This window comes from Enterococcus malodoratus ATCC 43197, from assembly GCF_000407185.1.
Classification (GTDB): Bacteria; Bacillota; Bacilli; order Lactobacillales; family Enterococcaceae; genus Enterococcus_A; species Enterococcus_A malodoratus.
In genome coordinates this window covers 1,278,136-1,292,635 of the sequence record NZ_KE136481.1, presented here as the reverse complement: position 1 = coordinate 1,292,635, position 14,500 = coordinate 1,278,136, and the positions used below count along the sequence as shown (strand labels likewise).

Annotated in this window: 16 protein-coding genes, 2 rRNA genes and 1 other RNA gene (1 of these 19 cut by a window edge); 15 read left to right on the top strand and 4 right to left on the bottom strand. The window is 42.7% G+C overall.

The genetic code is table 11. The annotated features are described in order from the left end of the window. Positions 1-8 precede the first annotated feature (8 nt). The 6 genes from I585_RS06495 (at position 9) to I585_RS06475 (ending at position 3,648) form a co-directional block, all read left to right on the top strand. On the top strand, positions 9-719 hold the full coding sequence (locus tag I585_RS06495) for a zinc metallopeptidase (protein WP_010743191.1): 711 nt from the start codon (positions 9-11) through the stop codon (positions 717-719). Between the two features lie 287 nt (positions 720-1,006). Next, positions 1,007-1,342, top strand: a complete 336-nt coding sequence (locus tag I585_RS06490) for a hypothetical protein (RefSeq protein ID WP_010743192.1) — start codon at positions 1,007-1,009, stop codon at positions 1,340-1,342. A gap of 158 nt (positions 1,343-1,500) precedes the next feature. After that, positions 1,501-2,004 carry a tRNA adenosine(34) deaminase TadA gene (gene tadA, locus I585_RS06485; protein ID WP_010743193.1) on the top strand — a complete coding sequence of 168 codons (504 nt, stop codon included), beginning with the start codon at positions 1,501-1,503 and terminating at the stop codon, positions 2,002-2,004. Between the two features lie 26 nt (positions 2,005-2,030). Continuing rightward, an RNA gene (gene ffs / locus I585_RS22865) (signal recognition particle sRNA small type) lies at positions 2,031-2,114 on the top strand. A 123-nt stretch (positions 2,115-2,237) separates the two neighbouring features. After that, positions 2,238-3,107 (top strand): SPFH domain-containing protein, encoded by an 870-nt coding sequence (locus tag I585_RS06480; protein ID WP_010743194.1) that lies wholly within the window; start codon positions 2,238-2,240, stop codon positions 3,105-3,107. A gap of 43 nt (positions 3,108-3,150) precedes the next feature. After that, the gene (locus I585_RS06475) at positions 3,151-3,648 is read left to right on the top strand and encodes an LURP-one-related/scramblase family protein (RefSeq protein WP_010743195.1); all 498 of its coding nucleotides are present in this window, start codon (positions 3,151-3,153) and stop codon (positions 3,646-3,648) included. A gap of 48 nt (positions 3,649-3,696) precedes the next feature. Here I585_RS06475 and I585_RS06470 read toward each other — a convergent pair whose 3' ends face one another. After that, entirely contained in the window at positions 3,697-4,176 is a 480-nt protein-coding gene (locus I585_RS06470) for a methylated-DNA--[protein]-cysteine S-methyltransferase (protein ID WP_010743196.1), read from the bottom strand. Positions 4,177-4,272: 96 nt separating this feature from the next. Between I585_RS06470 and I585_RS06465 the strand changes: the two genes are divergently transcribed. Genes I585_RS06465 through I585_RS06450 form a run of 4 tightly spaced genes read left to right on the top strand, consistent with a single transcriptional unit; the run spans position 4,273 to position 7,707 of the window. Beyond that, positions 4,273-5,652 carry a bifunctional metallophosphatase/5'-nucleotidase gene (locus tag I585_RS06465; protein WP_010743197.1) on the top strand — a complete coding sequence of 460 codons (1,380 nt, stop codon included), beginning with the start codon at positions 4,273-4,275 and terminating at the stop codon, positions 5,650-5,652. Between the two features lie 34 nt (positions 5,653-5,686). Beyond that, a complete protein-coding gene (locus I585_RS06460) occupies positions 5,687-6,307 on the top strand; it encodes a YutD family protein (RefSeq protein ID WP_010743198.1) in 621 nt (206 codons plus the stop codon). 4 nt (positions 6,308-6,311) lie between these two features. After that, positions 6,312-7,082, top strand: coding sequence for a TIGR01457 family HAD-type hydrolase (locus I585_RS06455; RefSeq protein ID WP_010743199.1), 771 nt, complete (start codon positions 6,312-6,314; stop codon positions 7,080-7,082). Further along, positions 7,072-7,707, top strand: coding sequence for a TIGR01906 family membrane protein (locus I585_RS06450; protein ID WP_010743200.1), 636 nt, complete (start codon positions 7,072-7,074; stop codon positions 7,705-7,707). The genes I585_RS06455 and I585_RS06450 overlap by 11 nt, the downstream gene beginning before the upstream one ends. A 21-nt stretch (positions 7,708-7,728) precedes the next feature. Here I585_RS06450 and I585_RS06445 read toward each other — a convergent pair whose 3' ends face one another. After that, a complete protein-coding gene (locus I585_RS06445; RefSeq protein WP_010743201.1) occupies positions 7,729-8,238 on the bottom strand; it encodes a phosphatidylglycerophosphatase A family protein in 510 nt (169 codons plus the stop codon). An 18-nt stretch (positions 8,239-8,256) separates the two neighbouring features. Beyond that, positions 8,257-9,240, bottom strand: coding sequence for an NAD(P)/FAD-dependent oxidoreductase (locus tag I585_RS06440; RefSeq protein ID WP_010743202.1), 984 nt, complete (start codon positions 9,238-9,240; stop codon positions 8,257-8,259). Between the two features lie 131 nt (positions 9,241-9,371). On the opposite strand from I585_RS06440, the gene I585_RS06435 reads away from it, so the two are divergent. Further along, positions 9,372-9,959: a peptidylprolyl isomerase gene (locus I585_RS06435; RefSeq protein ID WP_010743203.1), complete on the top strand. Its 588-nt coding sequence runs from the start codon at positions 9,372-9,374 to the stop codon at positions 9,957-9,959. 30 nt (positions 9,960-9,989) lie between these two features. Here I585_RS06435 and I585_RS06430 read toward each other — a convergent pair whose 3' ends face one another. Next, positions 9,990-11,156: a MalY/PatB family protein gene (locus I585_RS06430; RefSeq protein WP_010743204.1), complete on the bottom strand. Its 1,167-nt coding sequence runs from the start codon at positions 11,154-11,156 to the stop codon at positions 9,990-9,992. A 77-nt stretch (positions 11,157-11,233) separates the two neighbouring features. On the opposite strand from I585_RS06430, the gene I585_RS06425 reads away from it, so the two are divergent. From I585_RS06425 to I585_RS06410, 4 genes are all read left to right on the top strand, one after another. Continuing rightward, the gene (locus I585_RS06425) at positions 11,234-11,614 is read left to right on the top strand and encodes a CvfD/Ygs/GSP13 family RNA-binding post-transcriptional regulator (protein ID WP_010743205.1); all 381 of its coding nucleotides are present in this window, start codon (positions 11,234-11,236) and stop codon (positions 11,612-11,614) included. Between the two features lie 85 nt (positions 11,615-11,699). Further along, positions 11,700-12,062 carry a hypothetical protein gene (locus I585_RS06420; RefSeq protein ID WP_232089458.1) on the top strand — a complete coding sequence of 121 codons (363 nt, stop codon included), beginning with the start codon at positions 11,700-11,702 and terminating at the stop codon, positions 12,060-12,062. A gap of 355 nt (positions 12,063-12,417) precedes the next feature. Continuing rightward, a 16S ribosomal RNA gene (locus I585_RS06415) occupies positions 12,418-13,976 on the top strand. Between the two features lie 222 nt (positions 13,977-14,198). Then, a 23S ribosomal RNA gene (locus tag I585_RS06410) occupies positions 14,199-14,500 on the top strand (it continues 2,611 nt past the right edge of the window). The 16S and 23S rRNA genes sit together here, the layout of an rRNA operon.

Genomic DNA, 14,500 nt, shown 5'->3' with positions numbered 1-14,500 from the left:
GAATGTATATGTATGGGTATGGATCATTTTATAATTTTCTAGATCCCACGTTTTTGTTAGTCATTGCAGGCTTGGTCATTTCAGGATTAGCCTCTGCCTATGTCAACTCGACATTCCGCAAGTATGATGAGTTTCGCAGCAGTAAAGGAGTCACAGGGACTCAAGCTGCTGAATACATTTTACGCAGCCAGAATATCAATGATGTCGGCGTCCAGCAAATCGCTGGCGATCTGACCGATAATTATAACAGTGGGAATAAAATGCTAAGCTTATCAGAAGCCACCGCACAATCCACTTCTGTCGCAGCAATCGGGGTGGCGGCTCACGAATGTGGTCATGCGGTACAGGATGCAAAGAACTATATTCCGCTGAGAATCCGAGCAGCTATCGTGCCAGTTGCGAATATCGGTTCGTCGCTTTCTTTTCCATTGATCATGCTGGGTGTGATTATGAGTTGGAACCAAACGTTGATCAACATTGGGATCTTGGCTTTTTCATTAGCCTTAATCTTTCAACTAGTAACGTTGCCAGTGGAGTTTGATGCTTCACGACGTGCATTGAGCATTTTGCGCGAGGGTGATATGTTAGCAGAAGATGAATTAGCAGCAGCTCGAAAAGTCCTGTTTGCGGCAGCGTTGACCTATGTTGCGGCGGCATTAGCGACTTTCCTACAGCTGTTACGTTTAGTTTTACTTTTTGGTAATCGAAGCCGTGATTAAGAATCGACAATTTGTCGGTTCTTTTTTTTGAGCGGGGATTTTTTAATGGTGAATGGGTATTTGAAGATGAAGGATTAAAAGAATCCGGATATTTGAAGGATACGTTTTCATTTCTTAGGGTCTCTTATTACTGATAATTTTAAGAGTGTGGTATCATTGAATTAAGGCTGATAGTTCTGCTTTTCGCGGCTGTTATGAGGTCACTTGATGACAGAAGCGAGTCTAGCGAAATGATCTACAGCATGTGAAAAAATTAATCCAATGAATCGGAATAAGGAGCTGATATCATGAAAAAATCAACCAAAGTCAAAATCGGAGTAGGTGTCATTGTTGCAGCTAGCACCGCGACAGCCGTGATTGCTTCAGGGAAGCTAATTGAAAAAGCTCGTCATGTTTCAAATCGTTGTAAAGTGAAACGTTTTGTCAGCGATAAATTTGACGGAAGTGAGTCGTTGTTAGCGATTGTTGATAAACTTTCGGATGATGATCTAGATAACATCATGAGTATTTTAGACAAGATCAAAAGCGGAAAAAAGCGCGTATCGGTCTACGGTGATTCGATCAAAGACACGACGGAAGACTTGAAAGACAAATTGATGGATTTTGTAGACAAAGTAATCTAAAAGGTGTGCCAGAGATGGCGCATCTTTTTTTTAGTAAATTAAACACATGCTGCATCTCTGATGAGTACGATAATCGCATTTGCTTATTTTTTTACTGAATACTTTATGCTAAAGTAAGTGAATCAAGCGAACATAAAAAGTATTAAGCGAGGAAAAAAATGGAGCGCGAAAGTCAATTAACAGAAGAAGAAAAAATCTTTTTTATGCAGGAAGCAATTGCCGAAGCGAAAAAAGCAGAAGCGATCGCAGAGGTTCCGATCGGGGCCGTCGTGGTTTATCAGGGCGAGATTATCGGTCGAGGTCATAATTTACGGGAACATAGTCAAGACGCCACCAGTCATGCGGAAATGTTTGCGATCCAAGCGGCCTGTAAATTTTTGGGCAATTGGCGGTTAGAGAAGTGTCAATTGTTTGTTACATTGGAACCTTGTCCGATGTGCAGCGGTGGCATGATCTTGTCGCGCGTTGAAGAAGTTTATTTTGGTGCTTATGATCCGAAGGGCGGAACAGCTGGAACCCTGATGAATTTGTTGACAGATGAACGATTCAATCATCGGGCGTACGTCGAAGGCGGTATCATGGAGGCTGAATGCGGACTGTTGTTGACCAATTTTTTTCGCGAGTTGCGTGCCCGGAAAAAAAAGACTAGCCAAAAAGACTAGAATTTGTTATACTATTTTTTGCCGAAAGGCAGGACAATGCCGGGCCTGTGAATTGTGTCAGGTCTGGAAGGAAGCAGCACTAAGTAGGATCCGGCATGTGTCTGATATATAGAATTTTACAGCAGACTTTCGGGTCTGCTTTTTATTTTATCTCGATCATTTTATGGACACTAATAATTGAAGCCCTTCCAAAATAAGCGTACACTAAGGATACAAAAAATGGGGGTGCAGTGATGAAAGAGAAACAAGCATTTCATATAAATGGCTATGCCGGAATAGTTGGTTTGGTCATTGTTGTCTTAGGTGGTTTATGGTTAGTTCTAATGGGGAATACTCGGGATAGTATTGGAATGATCCTCATCGGAATTCTTCTATGGATCGTGGCGGCACTATTTCTTAGTTCATTAACGATCATTGGACCGAATCGAGCCAAAGCGGTATTGTTTTTCGGAAAGTATTTAGGAACGATCAAAGAAAACGGATTGTTTATCACTACGCCGTTGACCCGTAAAATACCGGTATCGTTAAAAGTACGAAACTTCAATAGTTCATTGCTGAAAGTCAATGACTCTGATGGAAATCCTGTGGAAATATCGGCCGTTGTGGTATTTCGAGTTGTAGATACTGCCAAGGCATTATTCGATGTCGACTATTACTTAGATTTTGTTGAGATTCAAAGCGAAACGGCTATTCGTCATATTGCCACGCAATATCCTTATGATACGTTTAATGATGACGATCTGACTTTACGGGGAAACACGACGGAGGTTTCAGAAGAATTGGCCAAAGAATTACAGGAACGCTTAGCTATGGCTGGGGTAGAGGTGATTGAAACTCGTTTGAACCATTTGGCTTATGCGACGGAGATCGCAAATGCGATGCTGCAGCGTCAACAGGCCAAAGCAATTTTATCCGCACGTCAAACAATTGTTGAAGGTGCCGTGACGATGACTCAAATGGCGTTGGAACAGATCGAGAATGGCCAAGACATTCATTTTACAGATGATCGGAAAGTACAACTGATCAACAACTTATTGGTTTCGATTATTACGGATAAAGGCACACAGCCAGTGATCAATACAGGGGATTTATCTGAAAAGTAGCATTAAAAACCAGATTTAAAAAACAACTATAGGGAGACGTTCTATGAAAAAACTGTACATCAAACAAAAGGTTTTTAGTATTGGTGAAAAATTCACCGTGGTGGATGAAGATCAACGACCGCGCTATTTTGTCAAAGGCAGCTTCATGAAAATTCCGAAGACTTTCCGAATCGAAGACGAGCAGGGAAATGAAGTCAGCCGTATCACAAAAAAGGTCATTAGTTTATTGCCGAAATTTTTTGTCGAGATGGATGGAAAAGAAGCCATTGAAATTTCAAAGCATTTGAGTTTCTTAAAGGCCAAGTATTCGATTTCTGCCGAGGACCTGAAAGTTGAAGGAAACTGGTGGGATATGGATTTTGAGGTTTCACAGAAGGGGCGGAAGGTCGCGGATATCAATAAGCGCTGGATTTCATGGGGCGATACCTATGAAATCACGATTTTGAATGAATCACTAGAAGAATTGATCATCTCTCTTGTGATCGCGATTGATTGCGTCAAAGAAGACGAAGCGGCCTCGGCCTCATCGTCATCAAGCTGAAAAAACACCGTTGTTGAAGTTTGCTCTTCAACAGCGGTGTTTTTGTGTTTAGAAAAGAGTGATCTCTTGCAACATGGGATTTTCAATCGCCAGCAGCTGTTCTTTGATTTTCAGGCCCGCTTCACTGGAACCGGAGTAACCGACCAATTTACCGTTTTTCCCGATGACACGATGACAAGGGACAATGATTGGTAATGGATTATTGCGATTAGCCTGACCGATGGCTCGGACGGCTTTTGGTCGTTCAATTTTTTTAGCGACATCCAGATAGCTGCATGTTTCGCCATAAGGGATTTCTGTCAACGCCTGCCAAACTTCCTGTTGAAAGTCGGTGCCGATTTGAAAAACGTATGGAAGATCAAATGCTTTTCGCTCTCCGGCTAAAAATTCTGTCAGCTGATTTTTGGCTGTCTGTAAAATTTCTTGATTCGCTAACGAATTTTCCTCAATGGGCGTGTAGGAGACGCAGCTTAGAGCGCTTTGATCAGCGTCCAGCCAAATAGGACCTAGAATAGATTCAAATTTCATGCTTTTCACCTGCTTTTTAGCGAACGAGTTCGTTCAGCCTTCTTGAGCTATATGTTACTATAGATGGAACATATAGAGTTGAAAAGAGGTAGAATAATGGAAAAAATTATTCTTTTACATACCAATGATCTGCACTCCCACTTAGAAAATTGGCCGAAGATCCGCCGCTTTTTGTTGAATCGCAAACAAGAAGAAGCGGCAGGAAAAAAAGTCATCACGATCGATCTTGGTGATTTCGTCGATCGCTGGCATCCGTTGACTGAGGCGACCAATGGCCAAGCGAATGTCCAATTAATGAATCAGGTGCATTATGATGCGGCGACGATCGGTAACAATGAAGGTGTTGGAAATTCTAAAGCTGAGTTGAATCAGCTATATGATCAAGCCAATTTTGACGTTCTGATAGATAATCTTTTTGACAAGCAGACCTTACAGACGCCTGCCTGGTCGCAGCAATCTAAAATTATCACTACTGATCAAGGAACCAAAGTAGGTCTGTTGGCATTTACAGCGCCTTTTCCATTGACCTATAATCCCAACGGCTGGGATATTCGCCAAGTGATGGATATTTTGCCGAGTCTTGTCGAGGAAATCCGTCCGAAAGTCGATGTCTTAGTATTAATGAGTCATCTGGGAATCAGTGTGGATCGGCGAATCGCGCGGGATGTACCGGCGATCGATGTCATCTTAGGTTCCCATACCCATCATTTGTTTGAAAATGGTGAAAAAATTGGTGATGTGCAACTGGCGGCGGCTGGTAAATATGGCTACTATGTTGGTGAAGTCCATGTAACAGTGGACGAAGAACATCGCATCCAGAAAACCTCGGCCCGTACTTTTGCTACTGAAAAAATGTTGGCTTTACCAGAGGATCAAGAAGAAATCGATCATTATCTGGAAGAAGGCCATCGGTTATTAGCGGATAAAAAAGTCGCGGAGATTCCTTTTACCATGAGTACCGATTTGCAGGCGGATCATCCAATGATCAACTATACACTGGCTGCCGTAAAAGAGGCGGCTGGGACAGAAGCAGCGATTCTGAATTCTGGGTTGTTTTTGACCGATGTGCCTGCTGGGATCGTGAACCAAGATCAGCTTCATACGGCATTGCCGCATCCTATGCATTTAATCAAGGTAACGCTAGATGGAAACAATTTGATTCGTTTGATTTTAGAAATGGAAAAAAACCGTCATTTTCTGATCAATTTTCCAGTCATGGGGATGGGCTTTCGCGGTAAGATTTTTGGTCATCTTGTTTATGACGGAATCGACTATGATCCGGTAAATCATCAGGTTCGCTGGCTGGGTGAGCTGATTGATCCCGAGCTGAATTACACGTTTGCAACGGTGGATCATTACATGTTCGTTCCTTTCTTTCCGACGATTGAGATCGCCGGCCGGTATGAATTTTTGTTTCCAGATTTTATTCGCAGTGTTTTAGGAGACTATCTCCACACTCACTATCCAATCAAATAAAAACAAGGTATAATAGCAAACAGGTGGTGAAACGATGGCAAAAGAAAAAAGAGACAAAAAAGAAACAAAAAATGATTCAGAAAAAACAGTCACTGAAGAATTGACTGAAGTCTTAGATGAAATCGTTGAGACACCCACTGAAGAAAAGAAAAAAGGCGAAACCGTCGTATTTGTCGATGATAGTAATCTTTTGATTGGCGAACGCCAATATCGCTTAGTTAGAAACTATCGTGAAGGCTTTGAGGCCGAACGATTAGGTGAACGCTTTAGTGAGGTCTTGACACGCTATGATTATATCGTTGGCGACTGGGGATATGACCAGTTGCGGCTGAAAGGTTTTTTCCGTGAAGATGATCGGAAAAGCTTGCCAGAACAGCGGATTGATACACTAGAAGATTATTTATATGAGTATTGCAACTTTGGCTGTGCTTATTTCGTGTTGGAACGAACCGGCGGCAAACGGCAGCAAACGCGCAAAAAACGCAAACGTAAACGTAAAGATAAGCCGCAAGCTTATGTAGAAGAGAAAAAAGCGCCAGTGACGGATAAACCAAAGAAAAAACCAATCATCAAAAACCGTCAGCCGAAAAAAGAAGCACCAACAAAGATTAAAGAAAAGGACGAACGCTTTGTGATTCGTCAAAGAGAAGAGTAATACGATGTACAAAGGATATTTGATTGATTTAGATGGAACGATTTATCGCGGAAGTGAACCAATCCCAGCTGGCCGCCGCTTTGTGGAACAGCTGCAAGCTCGTCAGATCCCATTTTTATTTTTAACCAATAATACGACAAAAACGCCTGAGACAGTGGCTAACCGATTAACCAATGAATTTTCGATCCATGTTGACCCGGAGACTGTTTACACGGCGACACTTGCGACGATCGATTATATGAATGACGCAGCCAAAGGCAAGAAGGTCTTTGTGATCGGAGAGCCCGGCTTGATTGATCCGATCTTAGCTGCCGGATATGTTTGGGATGCAGAAAACCCTGATTATGTAGTGGTTGGCTTAGATACAGATGTCACTTATGAAAAGTTCGTTACGGCGACTTTGGCCATTCAAAAAGGCGCGACCTTTATTGGGACGAATCCTGATAAAAATATTCCTACAGAACGCGGGTTATTACCAGGAGCGGGTTCAGTGATTGCGATGGTAGAAGCTTCTACGCAGCAAAAAGCGATCTACATCGGCAAACCGGAAGCGATCATTATGGATAAAGCGGTAGAAATCTTGAACATGAAAAAGTCTGAGGTCTTGATGGTCGGCGACAATTACACGACCGATATCTTAGCAGGAATCAATAATGGAATTGATTCTCTCTTAGTCTTGTCTGGCTTTACGCAAAAGGAAGATATACCGACGTTGCCAGTGCCGCCGACGTATCTTGTCGATTCGTTGGATGAATGGAGCTTTAATGAAGTATAAATGGTTAGAGCGGGTTGGATTGCTCTGTCTGATAGTGACTTTATTGACGCTGGCAATCACGTTGACGATTAATGCCCGCTGGCTTTACCAGTTTGATATTGGGCATTTAGATCTGCTGGATTACACGACGCTTTCGGCTAAAGAGCTGATGCATAACTTTGATCAATTAATGCGCTATTTGAATCTGCCTTGGGTAGAGACACTTAAAATGACTGATTTTCCAGTCTCATCAAGTGGGGCGCTGCATTTCTATGAAGTGAAAAAACTATTTTTGCTAAATTACGGCATACTGTTAGTGACGATTGTACCAAGTTTCTTTTATCTTCGTCATTTGAATAAGCAACAGCGGCTTTGGACACTGATCCAGCCGTTTCGGATTGCAGTTGTGGTTCCGATCGTGATCGCTTTTTTGATGGCAGTGAATTTTGATCGCTTCTTCATCATGTTCCATGGGGTCTTTTTTAATAATGACGCATGGATCTTTAATCCGGCGACCGATCCAATCATCAACGTGTTACCAGAAACGTTTTTCCTGCATTGCTTCATTTTGTTTTTTGTTTTACTAGAGATTTTTTATCTCTTACCGATTTATTTCGGCAAAAGGGCATTAAAAAAAGAGCGTTAAGCTCTTTTTTTTAATGCCCTTTTATTTGACTATAGAATCAAGTTTTCGCGGATGTTCATGTGCCAGGCGACTAGCGGCCGACGCGGCGATCGCACCCACGAGATCATCTAAGAAGGTATGAACGTGGACGCCATCGTGCTCGTTCAGCTTTTTCAAGATCCCGGGTTTCACTTTATCAATATAGCCGTAGTTAGTGAAGCCGATTGAACCATACACATTTACAATCGAAAGGGCCATGATTTCGTCGATGCCGTACAGACCTTCGTCTTCTTCAAGAATATTTTGTAAAGGGTAGTCTAGCTTCTTTTGTTCAGCTAGCTTGTCCAACTCGATGCCAGTGATGATTGCATTGTGAACTTCTCGTTTGGTCAATACGCGATTGACGCTGTGGATACATAATTCGATGTCCAGTTTATCAATGTAGTCCTTCTGCAAAAAAAAGACTAAATCCGCGATGTCATTGATCGTCACGCCACGTTCTTCTAAAAGTTCACGGGCTTTTTGTTCAAGAGCAGTCGTTTCGAATACCATATCTTACCTCCATTGAATTTAATTTTGTGGAAATAGGCTCGTGCTGTGTCCAGGCTGCGTGCGATTTTTCGGATTTACATAGTGAAGGGCATTATTGACGGCAGTCGGCGCTTCACCCATACCGGTTGCAATCAATTTTACCTTGCCATCATAGGTGGCGATATCCCCACAGGCGTAAACTCCGGGAATCGAAGTCCGCATGTCTGATTCAACAAGGATCGCTTGACGAGTACTTTCTAATCCCCAAGAGCGTAAATGATCAAGAGAAGAAGAAAAGCCGTAGTTGACGATCAAGTAATCCAGGTTCAATGTAATTGTCTCATCACTTTTTGCCTTTTGTAAAGTCAGATCTTCCAAATAGTTTTCGCCACGGAGATCTTTTAAGATATATGGCGTATAGATGTTCACTGAGGAGTCCTTCAATTTTTGAACGCTGTGTTCATGTCCGCGGAAATTATCGCGTCGATGAATGATGGATACTTCTGCAGCGATTGGTTCTAACATCAGCGCCCAATCAATCGCGGAGTCGCCGCCGCCGGCAATCGCAACTTTTTTTCCAGCGTATTTCATTATGTCGCTGATATAGTAGTCAATTCCCTTATTCTCAAATTGCTCGGCGCCGTCAATCATCAGTCTTCGCGGTTGAAAGGAGCCATTACCCAGTGCAAGTACGACTGATTTTGTATAGTGGCTATTCTTGGCGGTAATTACTTCTAGGTAATCCTCATGCTGCTTCAGCTCTAAAACTTCCTCATCTAAGCAATATGTATGTGAAAAGGTCCGTAATTGTTTCTCTAAGTTGCCTACCAGATCCGCCGCCTTTACGATGGGAAATCCAGGAATATCATAAATATTTTTTTCAGGATAAAGAGTTGTCAACTGTCCGCCAAGCTGCGGCAAACTGTCGATCAATTTTGTCTTTGCTTGTCGAATGCCTGCATAAAAGGCAGCGAACATCCCGACTGGTCCTGCACCTACGATTGTAATGTCAAAAATTTCCATATCAACACCCTTTCTTTCCCATCGATTGTAACAAATATTTGAAGGAGAAAGAACCGCTTAGCTTGGAGAGGTGGCAAATGGGGAAAAGTTTGTTATGATAGACACAGCAAAAAATAAAGGAGGACATTGAAGTGACTCAATTTCCACAATTAAACTTAGCAGAAGAAAAAGGTCCAAAAGCGACAATTAAAACGAACATGGGGGATATCATCGTTCAACTATTCCCTGAAGAAGCACCAAAAACAGTGAAGAACTTTGTTGAATTAGCAAAACAAGGCTACTATGATGGCGTGATCTTCCACCGTGTAATTCCTGATTTCATGATCCAAGGCGGCGACCCAACTGGTACAGGGATGGGCGGCGAAAGTATTTATGGCGAAAAATTCGAAGACGAATTTTCACGTAATTTGTTCAACTTGCGTGGTGCCTTATCAATGGCGAATGCTGGACCAAACTCAAATGGCAGCCAATTCTTCATCGTGAATAATCAAAATGTTCCTGCCAACATGCTGGCTCAATTAGAAGAAGCAGGTTTCCCTGGCGAAGTCATCGAAACTTACAAACAGGGTGGAACTCCTTGGTTAGACTTCCGTCATACTGTCTTTGGACATGTGGTTGAAGGCATGGATGTTGTTGACAATATCGGAGCTGCTAAACGTGGCCCGCAAGACAAACCAGTCAATGATATCGTGATTGAATCGATTGAAATTACTGAATAAAAAAAATACGGCCAAGCGGCCGTATTTTTTTTATTTTAATGCCATTGCGATTCGATGCAGTCCTTCTTCAAGCGTTGCTCGCGGACAAGCAACATTTAAGCGCATATGCTGTTTGCCGCTTGGACCATAGCTAACCCCGGTATTCAAGACGACCTTTCCTTTATGAATCAGCCGTTCCTCTAATTCTGCATCTGAAAGCTCATATTTTGAGAAATCCAACCATAATAAGTAGGTGCCTTCTGGACTCATGATGTGAACGTTTGGCAAATGTTCTTGGAAAAACTTCATCGTGTAAGCAATGTTCGATTGAATATAGGGCAATAGTTCGTTTAACCATTCCTTGCCGGTTTCATAAGCGGCTTCCATACCAACTAATCCAAAAGTATTGATTTCTTGCTGGAAATTCTCTTCTTGTTTGCGTGTTAACTGTTTACGCAGCTTTGCACTTTTTACAAAGACGACCGAATTTTTGATTCCAGCTAAATTAAATGTTTTAGTCATCGACGTGAATTGTACACTAAAATCACTGAAATCTTCACCAGCTTTAAAGAAAGAGGTCATTTCATAAGGCGGAAAAACTAAATCTTGATGAATCTCATCACTTAAGACAAGAACATCGTACTTTTTACAAAGATTTCCCAGCTTTTGTAATTCTTCCTTCGACCAAACGCGACCGCCAGGATTATGCGGGTTGCACAAAATCATGACCTTCACGTGCTGATGCTTGAACTTTTCCTCCATGTCAGCAAAGTCCATCACAAAACGTCCATCCTCATCAATCAATCGGCTGCGAACCAATTGCCGTCGGTTAGTAGTAATGATATTTGCAAAAGGAGGATAGACAGGGTCGTGAATCAGAATCGTGTCATTCGGTTTAGTGAAGGCTTGGATGGCAGTAGTTATCCCAGCTAAGACGCCTGAAAAGAAAAGAATCTCTTCTTTTTCGATCGCAAGCTGATGCTGCTCTTTTTCCCAATTGATGATTGCGGTATAAAGACTTTCCGGCGTATCCGTGTAGCCCAATATCCCATGATCCAATAATTTTTGATAGGCATTCAAAACACCGGCGGGTGCCTTGAAATCCATATCAGCGATCCATAAAGGCAGCAGCTCCTTTTCATTGTAGGTTTTAAGAATAGTATCCCATTTGATACTGTTAGAGCCTAGACGGTCAATCGGCTGTTCGAAATTTGGCATTATTTTTCCTCCTGATTGCTAACTTCAATTTTATTTATAAATACAGTATAATGAAACATGCGAAAAGAGGGAAATGAATGGGATATAAAATTGGCGATATTATTGAAGGGCGAGTAACCGGTATCCAGCCGTATGGTGCGTTCATCTCATTGGACGATCAGACACAGGGGCTGGTCCATATATCTGAAGTACAGTCAGGGTATACAAAAAATATTCACAGCTTTTTGGAAATTGATCAAGTGGTAAAGGTTCAGATCATTGATATTGATGAATACACAAAGAAAATCAGTCTATCATTGCGGACATTGGCAGAACATTCACCTGAAGTGCCGTATCATAGAAAACGCTACTTTACAAATCGTAATAAAAATATCGGTTTCCGTTCAATTGAGAAAAGCTTGCCGGAATGGACGGATGAGGCAGTAGATTTTCTGTTGAAAGAGCATATTGAAAAATAGTTCCTATTTTATGCAAAAAATATCTTTTTTTCTGAAAACATGATACAATGAGGACGATTTACGATTAGCTTTTGCAGAGGTGAAAATTGTGACAAAACAAGTATCTGGAACAATCATGTTACATTTAGAAGATGGATCAAAACGTTTTTTAGTTCACGAAATAGGAATAGATAAAGAATTTGCCCGCACTGATACCAAAGCTGAAAACACTGTTTTAGCAAGTTTTTTGAATTTTTTGAAAGCTACACTACATATTAATGTTAACGATATTCGTTTGGTTGAATTGACGAATACACAATCACACGGTGATAGCCTGCCACTTTATGTATTTGAAATGACTAGCGAACAAGTGACGGAATTGCCGGCTGGATTTGCTTGGGAAACACCAGATAGTGTGCGAAAGATCCTTGGAACAATCGAAATCGAAGGTGTACCTCTATTTGAATAATCACTAAAAAGAGCTTATGAAAATTAAGTTCTTTTTTTTTGAAAAAAATAGTTGACCAATGTATGTTTAAGTGGTAAATTAATAAACGTTGCTGATGCAGTGAAAGACGAACGTTGAGTTTTGAAATAAAAAAAACTTCAAAAAAGTTGTTGACATTTGCTCGGCAAGCTGTTATGATATAAAAGTTGTTGAAACAAAGCGACAAACAATGTAGACCTTTGAAAACTGAACGAATAAAACAAACCAAATGTGTAGGGCGTTTCTATTATATAGAAACAAACAACATAGCAAGCAATATGCTAGCAAGTCAATTTTTAAAATTGAGCTTAACAATCGCAAGGTTGTTTCAAACACTTTTTATGAGAGTTTGATCCTGGCTCAGGACGAACGCTGGCGGCGTGCCTAATACATGCAAGTCGAACGCTTTTTCTTTCACCGGAGCTTGCTCCACCGAAAGAAAAGGAGTGGCGAACGGGTGAGTAACACGTGGGTAACCTGCCCATCAGAAGGGGATAACACTTGGAAACAGGTGCTAATACCGTATAACAGTAGAAACCGCATGGTTTCTATTTGAAAGGCGCTTTTGCGTCACTGATGGATGGACCCGCGGTGCATTAGCTAGTTGGTGAGGTAACGGCTCACCAAGGCAACGATGCATAGCCGACCTGAGAGGGTGATCGGCCACATTGGGACTGAGACACGGCCCAAACTCCTACGGGAGGCAGCAGTAGGGAATCTTCGGCAATGGACGAAAGTCTGACCGAGCAACGCCGCGTGAGTGAAGAAGGTTTTCGGATCGTAAAACTCTGTTGTTAGAGAAGAACAAGGATGAGAGTAAAATGTTCATCCCTTGACGGTATCTAACCAGAAAGCCACGGCTAACTACGTGCCAGCAGCCGCGGTAATACGTAGGTGGCAAGCGTTGTCCGGATTTATTGGGCGTAAAGCGAGCGCAGGCGGTTTCTTAAGTCTGATGTGAAAGCCCCCGGCTCAACCGGGGAGGGTCATTGGAAACTGGGAAACTTGAGTGCAGAAGAGGAGAGTGGAATTCCATGTGTAGCGGTGAAATGCGTAGATATATGGAGGAACACCAGTGGCGAAGGCGGCTCTCTGGTCTGTAACTGACGCTGAGGCTCGAAAGCGTGGGGAGCAAACAGGATTAGATACCCTGGTAGTCCACGCCGTAAACGATGAGTGCTAAGTGTTGGAGGGTTTCCGCCCTTCAGTGCTGCAGCTAACGCATTAAGCACTCCGCCTGGGGAGTACGACCGCAAGGTTGAAACTCAAAGGAATTGACGGGGGCCCGCACAAGCGGTGGAGCATGTGGTTTAATTCGAAGCAACGCGAAGAACCTTACCAGGTCTTGACATCCTTTGACCACTCTAGAGATAGAGCTTCCCCTTCGGGGGCAAAGTGACAGGTGGTGCATGGTTGTCGTCAGCTCGTGTCGTGAGATGTTGGGTTAAGTCCCGCAACGAGCGCAACCCTTATTGTTAGTTGCCATCATTTAGTTGGGCACTCTAGCGAGACTGCCGGTGACAAACCGGAGGAAGGTGGGGATGACGTCAAATCATCATGCCCCTTATGACCTGGGCTACACACGTGCTACAATGGGAAGTACAACGAGTCGCGAAGTCGCGAGGCTAAGCTAATCTCTTAAAGCTTCTCTCAGTTCGGATTGTAGGCTGCAACTCGCCTACATGAAGCCGGAATCGCTAGTAATCGCGGATCAGCACGCCGCGGTGAATACGTTCCCGGGCCTTGTACACACCGCCCGTCACACCACGAGAGTTTGTAACACCCGAAGTCGGTGAGGTAACCTTTTGGAGCCAGCCGCCTAAGGTGGGATAGATGATTGGGGTGAAGTCGTAACAAGGTAGCCGTATCGGAAGGTGCGGCTGGATCACCTCCTTTCTAAGGAATATTACGGAGACTACACAGGTTGCTTTATTCGTTCAGTTTTGAGAGGTTTACTCTCAAAAATCGTTCATTGAAAACTGGATACAGAAACAAACCAAACAAACCGAGAACACCGCGTTGAATGAGTTTTTTTATAAGTTCAATTGCTTATTTTTTTCTGATTGGGAAGTCTATCGCTAGATGGAACAATCAAACCCCTAATGAAAATTAGGATAAGGTTAAGTGAATAAGGGCGCACGGTGGATGCCTTGGCACTAGGAGCCGATGAAGGACGGGACTAACACCGATATGCTTCGGGGAGCTGTAAGTAAGCTTTGATCCGGAGATTTCCGAATGGGGAAACCCAGCATCTTTTATAGGATGTTACTTTTCAGTGAATACATAGCTGATTAGAGGTAGACGCAGAGAACTGAAACATCTAAGTACCTGCAGGAAGAGAAAGAAAATTCGATTCCCTGAGTAGCGGCGAGCGAAACGGGAAAAGCCCAAACCAAGAGGCTTGCCTCTTGGGGTTGTAG

What these genes read in the sequence shown, in the direction of transcription:
- I585_RS06495 (WP_010743191.1), top strand. Translation starts at nt 9, where the DNA reads ATGTATGGGTATGGATCATTTTATAATTTTCTAGATCCCACGTTTTTG.
- I585_RS06490 (WP_010743192.1), top strand. Translation starts at nt 1,007, where the DNA reads ATGAAAAAATCAACCAAAGTCAAAATCGGAGTAGGTGTCATTGTTGCA.
- tadA (WP_010743193.1), top strand. Translation starts at nt 1,501, where the DNA reads ATGGAGCGCGAAAGTCAATTAACAGAAGAAGAAAAAATCTTTTTTATG.
- I585_RS06480 (WP_010743194.1), top strand. Translation starts at nt 2,238, where the DNA reads ATGAAAGAGAAACAAGCATTTCATATAAATGGCTATGCCGGAATAGTT.
- I585_RS06475 (WP_010743195.1), top strand. Translation starts at nt 3,151, where the DNA reads ATGAAAAAACTGTACATCAAACAAAAGGTTTTTAGTATTGGTGAAAAA.
- I585_RS06470 (WP_010743196.1), bottom strand. Translation starts at nt 4,176, where the DNA reads ATGAAATTTGAATCTATTCTAGGTCCTATTTGGCTGGACGCTGATCAA.
- I585_RS06465 (WP_010743197.1), top strand. Translation starts at nt 4,273, where the DNA reads ATGGAAAAAATTATTCTTTTACATACCAATGATCTGCACTCCCACTTA.
- I585_RS06460 (WP_010743198.1), top strand. Translation starts at nt 5,687, where the DNA reads ATGGCAAAAGAAAAAAGAGACAAAAAAGAAACAAAAAATGATTCAGAA.
- I585_RS06455 (WP_010743199.1), top strand. Translation starts at nt 6,312, where the DNA reads ATGTACAAAGGATATTTGATTGATTTAGATGGAACGATTTATCGCGGA.
- I585_RS06450 (WP_010743200.1), top strand. Translation starts at nt 7,072, where the DNA reads ATGAAGTATAAATGGTTAGAGCGGGTTGGATTGCTCTGTCTGATAGTG.
- I585_RS06445 (WP_010743201.1), bottom strand. Translation starts at nt 8,238, where the DNA reads ATGGTATTCGAAACGACTGCTCTTGAACAAAAAGCCCGTGAACTTTTA.
- I585_RS06440 (WP_010743202.1), bottom strand. Translation starts at nt 9,240, where the DNA reads ATGGAAATTTTTGACATTACAATCGTAGGTGCAGGACCAGTCGGGATG.
- I585_RS06430 (WP_010743204.1), bottom strand. Translation starts at nt 11,156, where the DNA reads ATGCCAAATTTCGAACAGCCGATTGACCGTCTAGGCTCTAACAGTATC.
- I585_RS06425 (WP_010743205.1), top strand. Translation starts at nt 11,234, where the DNA reads ATGGGATATAAAATTGGCGATATTATTGAAGGGCGAGTAACCGGTATC.